The organism is Arthrobacter sp. 2MCAF14, from assembly GCF_052115645.1.
Lineage (GTDB): Bacteria > Actinomycetota > Actinomycetes > Actinomycetales > Micrococcaceae > Arthrobacter.
In genome coordinates this window covers 105158-112644 of the sequence record NZ_JBFRHB010000014.1, presented here as the reverse complement: position 1 = coordinate 112644, position 7487 = coordinate 105158, and the positions used below count along the sequence as shown (strand labels likewise).

Below are 7487 nucleotides of genomic sequence, written 5' to 3'. Positions count from 1 at the left end.
CGCCCGCTCCGTGCCCTGCTCCCTGATCAACGCATCCAAAGACTCAACCCACTCGGCAGTCTCTTCCGGATCACGATCAGGCAGCTGGGAAGTCAACCCGCTAAGGATGTGTGAGGTCTCTTCTCCTGCAGCCACGTCCAACCTCTCTTTTGGCGCATTCATCGTCGCCTCAGGTCCGGCAGGGTAACTGCCCGTCATGAACGCGGCGTGTGCGACATATCGGTTACAACAGCCCGGTCATGTGCGCCGGGCAGGTTCTCTTGAGCTCAAGCTGCGCTATTCGCGGCGGGCGGTTGCCCTGCAGCCAAAGTCTTCACTGGCCACTGTAGCTTCGTAGGAGCCGCGATGCGTAGCCGCGCGGTCGTGAAGGCGTTGTATGTCACACTCAAGCTGTTACATCGTAGGCAGTTGTGGCTGCAGTCATGGCTATGGCCCCGAATGTAGCCATGGCTTTAACCGTGGCTGGGGCGCGGATTATGGTGGAACGCGGGACAATGGCTTGAAGCACACGCCCAAAGGGTGTTGGCTTGTAGTAATCGAAATCACTTCAAGAGGAGGAAACGTGAGCGAGGCCGACGCCGCCACATCGGTAAATGTGGCGGAAAGATTGGGTTTCAAAGATGGGGATCTAATTCAGGAACTCGGTTACGACGATGATGTCGATTTCGATTTGCGTGATGACATTGAGGAACTCACGGGTTCCGAGCTGCTTGACGAAGACGATCACGAGGTAGTGGATGCGGTCATTTTCTGGTGGCGCGATGGTGATGGAGACCTTGTCGACGCACTAGTTGATTCACTGACCACCTTGGGTGAAGGCGGCGTGGTCTGGGTGCTGACCCCTAAGTCGGGCCGCGACAACTATGTCTCGCCCTCGGATATTCAGGACGCTGCTCCCACCGCCGGCCTGCATTGCACTACCTCCGCAGGCGTCTCCAAGGACTGGAGCGCCACGCGGCTTGTAGCGCGCAAGAAGAACAAGTGACACACACGAGGTTGAACCCTCCCGGACTGCATCCGGGAGTTGCCGTTGCGGGCCAGGAAGCCCCGGATTTTGAGCTCGTGAACCAGTTTGGGGAGCCGGTTCGCTTGTCCGAGCTTCGCGGCCGCAACGTGGTGGTGGTCTTCTATCCCTTCGCCTTCTCTGGAATCTGCACCGGGGAGCTGTGCGAGATCCGCGACAACCTGGGTATTTTCGAACACGCCAACGCCACAGTCCTCGGGGTGTCGGTGGACAGCAAGTTCGCTTTGCGGGCTTACGCGGAGAAGGAAGGCTACGAGTTCGATCTCTTGGCCGACTTCTGGCCGCACGGGGAAGTAGCCAAGAAGTATGGCGTGTTTGATCCAGCTACCGGCATGTCCTTGAGGGGCACTTTCATCATCGATGCCGCGGGCATCATCCGCTATGTCGTCGTCAATCCGCGCGGCCAAGCACGCGACCTGGCGGAATATCGCGAGGCATTGTCCGCACTTGGCCAGGCCTAGCGGCGATGAGCGCCCAACGGCCCGGCGTCGGAATGACTGGCTTCGCCATACTTCCGCCGGCCCTCACAGTTGAGTTGGATGCCGACGACCTGGACCTTCTCCGCCAAGCCGCCGCGATTCTCAGCGGCAAGCGGCTTGCTGTCTTGACAGGAGCCGGCCTGAGCACGGACTCCGGAATCCCTGACTACCGCGGCCCGGGGGCCGCGCCGCGGAATCCCATGACCTACCAGGAATTCATCGGAAGTCCTGCCAACCGGCGCCGGTACTGGGCGAGGAACCACCTTGGATGGTCGCACCTCCGGCACGCGGACCCCAATGCCGGGCATGCCGCCGTCGCGCTCCTTGAGCGGCGCGGGCTGATCACGGGGCTCATCACGCAGAACGTGGACCGTCTACACGAGGACGCTGGCAGCATCAATGTGGTGGACCTGCACGGTCGCTACGATCGCGTGATCTGCCTTGACGAGGGACACGTCTTCACCCGGCGGCTCGTGGCGTCGATTCTCGAGGAAATCAATCCCGGCTTCCTTGAAGCCGCGCAGGCTTCCGGCGTCGTGGAAATGGCGCCCGACGCGGATGCCTCGGTGGAGGATCCCGAACTCATCCGATCGTTCGTCGTCGCTGTTTGTCCCGTTTGCGGGGGAACGCTCAAGCCCGACTTCGTGTACTTCGGTGAAAATGTGCCCAGGGACCGGGTGCAGCGCGCCTATTCCATGGTGGACGAAGCCGGAGCGTTGCTGGTGGCAGGTTCTTCGTTGACCGTAATGAGCGGGCTGAGGTTCGTGCGGCACGCAGCCAAACTCGGCAAGCCGGTGGTGATCATCAACCGTGGACCGACCCGCGGCGACGGGTTCGCGAACCTCAAGGTGGAAGCCGGAGTCAGCGGCGCGCTGGCCTGGCTTGCCGCTGAACTTCCCGATTTGCCGCCTCCAGGCCAGTCGATTGGTGTTCCAGGCGATTGATCCGGTAGAGTACATGTTCGTTGGTTGAAGCGCTGAGGGCGCTGAAATCAGTGTTTGGGTCTTTAGCTCAGCTGGTAGAGCGCCACGTTTACACCGTGGATGTCATCGGTTCGATCCCGGTAGGACCCACAGGCAAAAAGAGCCCCTGAACTGCGAAAACGCAGCTCGGGGGCTCTTTTCTTTTGATCTGGGGCGTATAGCCCGAACGTTGCCAGTCCGCTTATCCTTGGCTTGAAAGAGGGGATACGATGTGCCTGCGAGCGACGCTGATCCGCTGACCGTGATCGTTGCTGCCGTGCGGCGGTATTGGTCGGAACAGGTCGAACTTGTTGGGCTCTGGCGAGTAGGGGAGATCCGAACAATATCGGCATCGTTTACCGGCGGCGCCTCGATGAGACTCAGCAGCTTTTTGGGCGTCGTGTGAAGTTCTCAGCGCATGAGGCCGACGGAACCGTCGTAGGCATTGCTGCCGACCAGGCCATCAACATGGCGGAGCCCCCCGGTGCGCTCATGAGTACCGCACGCGTGGACGACCACGGAATCATGTGGTTCGGCTACCAAGCAGACGCGGCGTTGCCCGTTGTTCCCCGGCATGTGTATGAGGCCCTTCATCCAGGTGGTCCTTACTCATAGCTACTGTTGCGTAGGGCGGCTCGTGCGACCGCTTTGGAGTTGTCCCCGCGATGCTAATATGCATCGCGGGATGGATTCGGAAATGGACGCAGGTGACGTTGTGAGGGTGGCTGCCGCGCGTCCGAACGCCCGTTCCACGATGAAGGACGTCGCACGGGTCGCCGGAGTCGGTGTCGGCACGGTCTCCCGGGTCGTCAACGGCAAGTCGAACGTGAGCGAAGAGAGCGTCGCCGCGGTCAACGCTGCGATCGAGAGGCTCGGATTCCGTCGCAACGACAGTGCCAGGATGCTCAGAACCGGGGCGACGGCCAGCATTGGGTTACTGGTCGAGGATGTCGCTGACCCGTTCTTCTCCCTGCTGAACCGCTCCGTGGAGGAGGAGGTCCTGCGCCGCGATTCCGTGCTCCTGACCGCCTCCTCGGACAAAGACCCGGAGCGCGCCCGCAAGATGATCCTCACCTTCTGCGCCCGCAGGGTCGACGGCCTGGTGATTACCCTCCCCGAAGGCGGCGACGAGGAATACCTGCGTGCGGAGCTCGACGCCGGTACGAGCATGGTCTTCGTCGACCGCCCGCCGCGGGTGCTGGATGTCGACGCCGTGATCGTGGACAACCGCGGCGGCGCGCGCACCGGCGTCGCTCATCTCATCGGCTACGGGCATAGGCGGATCGCGTGCTTCACCGATCGGCCGGACCTCTACACCGCGAGCGAGCGCATCGCCGGCTACCGGGCCGCACTCGAGGAAGCGGGCATCCCCTTCGACCCCGAACTCGTCTACTCCAGCGCGACGACACGCGAACCGGTAGACGAGCCCCTCGGGCGGATGCTGGCGTCGGACGACCCGCCGACCGCGGTCTTCGCCGGCAACAACCGCACGAGCGTTAACGTGATCGGCGCGCTGCGCATCCACAACACCTCGCTGGCGATCGTGGGTTTCGACGACTTCGAACTTGCCGATGTCGTCGTGCCCGGGATCACAGTAGTGGCGCAGGACCCGAAGGCGATGGGACAGATCGCGATGAGGATGCTCTACAAGCGTCTGGATGGCGATGTCTCGCCCTCGCAGACGATCACGCTGAACACTCGTCTCATCGTGCGGGGCTCGGGAGAGCTGAGCCGCGACGCGGTGCTCGCCGCGCGCTGACGCCAGTTCAGAGTCCCCTGTAAATCCCCTTGACCGGTATTCATCTCGGTCACTATTTACTTCTCCGGCGTTGACTCGGTCGAGGTGTGCTGAGTAGACTCGGCCGCGTGGAAACGTTTCCACACATTGCATTGCTGTCCGTCATCGCTCGGCAACGGACAGCGGTGACGAGCGATGATGCTCGATACCCGTGAGCCAGGTCAAGGAGGACACCCCACGATGTCAAGCCCACACGACAGTCCGGCTGTACGCCCACGGAGCCTGGGAAGGCCTCGGCGATCGCGGCTCGCGCCAGCCATGGCGGTTGCGGCCGCGCTCGCAATCGGAACTCCGGCCGAGGCATCCGCAGGTCCGGCCGTCACCGACCTCTCCAGCGAGGTCAACCCGTTCGTCGGCACCGAGAGTGAGGGCAACGCCTTTCCGGGGGCGACGCTCCCGTTCGGAATGGTGCAGCTCAGCCCTGACAACACCAACACCTACGGTTCCACGTCGTACAGCAACAACGCCGGTCGCGTGTGGGGATTCAGCCACCGGCACGTCAACAGTGCGGGTTGCGCGGCCGCCGGTGAGCTCCTGGTCTCGCCCAGCACCACCGCCACACCCACCACCTCGCGGCGGTACACCAGCATCCAGTCCGGAAGCGAATCCGCCACAGCCGGCTACTACGCTGTCACTCTCGACAACGACGTCAAGGTCGATCTCTCGGCCACCACCCGAGTGGGCGCGCACCGGTACACGTTCCCGGCCGGCACGACCTCCAATCTCTCGTTCAACACTGGTCAGACGCTGCGCACCGCCGGTGCGAGTTCGGTCTCCTGGGTCGATGGGACCACCCTCGAGGGCTGGATCGACAACGGTGGGTTCTGCAGTGGAAGCGAGAAGAAGTCCCGCTACTTCTTCAGCGCCACCTTCGACCGCGCTCCGCTTTCGACGGGCACCTGGGGCACCAACGCCCAGTTCTTCGTCGACCGGAACTCCAGCGAGGTCACCGACGGCAACAACGGTTTCGTCGCCACGTTCGATACCACTACCGATCGCGATGTCGAGGTAAGCGTCGGGGTCTCGTACGTGAGCGTCGAAGGCGCCCGCGGCAACCGGATCGCAGAGGCGACCGCCGACGGCGCCCGGGTGCCGTTTGATCAGATCCGCGCGAAAGCCCGCGACGCCTGGAACGCGGAACTCGGCCGGTTCGACATCACGGCATCCGCTGAGCAGCGCAAGATCTACCCAGCTGTATAAGACGCTGCTGTCGCCAACCATCGGAAGCGACGTCGACGGCCGGTACACGGGAATGGACGCCAAAACGCACACCGCCAACGGGTGGAACTACTACCAGACGTTCTCGCTGTGGGACACCTACCGCACGCAAGCGACGTTCCACGCGCTGTTCGCAAAGAACCGCGCCGCCGACATCGTCAGGTCGATGTACCAGGCCCGGGTCGAGGGCGGCTGGTTCCCGCGCTGGTCGCTCGGTTCGGTCGAGACGAACATCATGGCCGGCGACCCGGTCTCGCCCTGGATCGCTGAGAACTTCACGCTCGGCACCGTGCCAGATGACATCGCCGGCCGGATGTGGGACTACCTCGTCGAGAACGCGACAACCGCGCCCCCCGTGGGCGTCGCATCCGTCGGCCGTCAGAGCGCCGCGTTCTACCTGGCCAACGGCCACATCCCCTACTACCCGGAGGGGGGCGGTGGCCTCGGCGCCCAGTTCGAAGAGTACCGTCACGGCGGCTCGGCCACGATGGAGTTCGCAGCTGCGGACGCCAGCATCGGCTCGGCCGCGCAGCGGCTTGGGAAGACGGGCCAAGCGGCAGAGTTTCTGGCCCGTGGCACCAACTGGTCGAAGCTCTGGAACCCGGATGTCACACTCAGCGGCGGCTTCAAGGGCATCGTCAACGCCGTCACTCCCGAGGGCCAGTTCGTCTCGGTTCCCGAACGCACGGATGTGACCAGGTCCGGTTTCCACGAGGGAACTCCGTGGCACTACCAGTGGATGGCGACGCAGGATGTGGTCGGTCTGCAGCAGAAGATGGGCGGTCGCGAGGAGTTCGTCAAGCGACTCGACTACTACTTCAACCAGCCAGCCCTCCAGTCCGCTCCGGGGGTCTCTCCGAGCAGCTGGGCGGCGGGTGGCAGCACGTACTACACGAGCATCGGGTACAACCCGGGCAACGAACCGATGCTGATGAACCCCTGGCTGTACGGCTTCGTCGGTGAGCCGGCCAAGACCAACGACGTGCTCGCGGCCAACCTCAACCGCTTCCCGAACACTCCCGGCGGCGGGGTCGGCAATGATGACCTCGGCACTCTCGCCGCTTGGTATGTGATGGCCTCGCTCGGCATCCAGCCGGTGATGCCCGGCTCGGGGATCATGGCTCTCAACGCTCCCAAGGTTCAGGCCGCCACGATTACCCTCGAGAGCGGTGAAAAACTGCGGATCACTGCTGCAGGCGCGAAAGAGAAGCTTCCGAGTTACATTGCTGGTGTGACCGTGAACGACAAAGTGCACACGGCTGCCTGGGTCGATGTGGACGAGCTCCGGAACGGCGGTCGGCTCGACTTCGCACTGTCCGGCACTAACGCAGGCCTCGACTGGGCCACGGCCCAGAAGGACTGGATCCCGAGCGTCTCCGCTCCGCGCAAGGCCACTCCGGTGATCGTGCCGGGTGCGGACCTGACCGCGATCGCGGGCCAGGAGAAGACCATCGAGGTCGCGCGGGTCACGTTAGCCGGCGCCGTCGAACCCATCACGGCAACGGTGTCGTGGGCAGGGGGAGACCCGGTCGCGGCAACTGTGACGGAGGACAACGGAGCCTGGGTCATCCGTTCCACGTCGACGTTCGCAGCGGCCGCATCCGTGAGCTGCGTGGTGAGCATCGCCAGCGCGGCGAACACGCCGAGGTTCTCGCCGCCCCTGTTCGCGCCGACCTCGACCAACCTCACGGTCTTGGTCACTGCCGCACCCGTCGATCCTCCGGTGGATCCGCCCGTCAATCCGCCCGTCGACCGGCCGGTCGATCCGCCCGTCGACTCTGGAGTTACCGTGGTTCCCCCAACCACCGGAACCGTTAAGGCAGTGAGCGGACTGGCCGACACCGGGATGGCCCCGACCATGTTCTCCCTGTTGTTCGCGGCTCTCGGCGCCATTGCACTCGGCTCGGCCTTCGTGATTCGCCGCAAGCGAGCGCACTCCTAGGAGGAGCCCCTGAACTGCGAAAACGCAGCTCAGGGGCTCTTTTCATTTATTCCGGGTTCGTTCG

Annotated in this window: 7 protein-coding genes and 1 tRNA gene; 7 read left to right on the top strand and 1 reads right to left on the bottom strand. The window is 63.6% G+C overall.

The window, feature by feature from the left end:
* Positions 1–562: 562 nt before the first annotated feature.
* From AB4074_RS11910 to AB4074_RS11895, 4 genes are all read left to right on the top strand, one after another.
* A complete protein-coding gene (locus AB4074_RS11910; RefSeq protein WP_059387755.1) occupies positions 563–985 on the top strand; it encodes a DUF3052 domain-containing protein in 423 nt (140 codons plus the stop codon).
* A complete protein-coding gene (locus AB4074_RS11905; RefSeq protein ID WP_441413546.1) occupies positions 982–1485 on the top strand; it encodes a peroxiredoxin in 504 nt (167 codons plus the stop codon). Before AB4074_RS11910 ends, AB4074_RS11905 begins: the two co-directional genes overlap by 4 nt.
* Before the next feature lie 5 nt (positions 1486–1490).
* The gene (locus AB4074_RS11900; RefSeq protein WP_441413545.1) at positions 1491–2447 is read left to right on the top strand and encodes an NAD-dependent protein deacetylase; all 957 of its coding nucleotides are present in this window, start codon (positions 1491–1493) and stop codon (positions 2445–2447) included.
* Positions 2448–2503: 56 nt separating this feature from the next.
* Positions 2504–2576, top strand: a tRNA-Val gene (locus tag AB4074_RS11895).
* Between the two features lie 300 nt (positions 2577–2876).
* Here the strand turns inward: AB4074_RS11895 and AB4074_RS11890 are convergent.
* Entirely contained in the window at positions 2877–3059 is a 183-nt protein-coding gene (locus AB4074_RS11890; protein WP_441413544.1) for a hypothetical protein, read from the bottom strand.
* Between the two features lie 103 nt (positions 3060–3162).
* Here AB4074_RS11890 and AB4074_RS11885 point away from each other — a divergent pair, with 103 nt between their 5' ends.
* From AB4074_RS11885 to AB4074_RS11875, 3 genes are all read left to right on the top strand, one after another.
* The gene (locus tag AB4074_RS11885) at positions 3163–4224 is read left to right on the top strand and encodes a LacI family DNA-binding transcriptional regulator (protein WP_441413543.1); all 1062 of its coding nucleotides are present in this window, start codon (positions 3163–3165) and stop codon (positions 4222–4224) included.
* A gap of 219 nt (positions 4225–4443) precedes the next feature.
* Positions 4444–5463, top strand: a complete 1020-nt coding sequence (locus tag AB4074_RS11880; RefSeq protein WP_441413542.1) for a hypothetical protein — start codon at positions 4444–4446, stop codon at positions 5461–5463.
* Positions 5360–7423, top strand: coding sequence for a GH92 family glycosyl hydrolase (locus tag AB4074_RS11875; RefSeq protein ID WP_441413541.1), 2064 nt, complete (start codon positions 5360–5362; stop codon positions 7421–7423). The genes AB4074_RS11880 and AB4074_RS11875 overlap by 104 nt, the downstream gene beginning before the upstream one ends.
* Positions 7424–7487 lie beyond the last annotated feature (64 nt).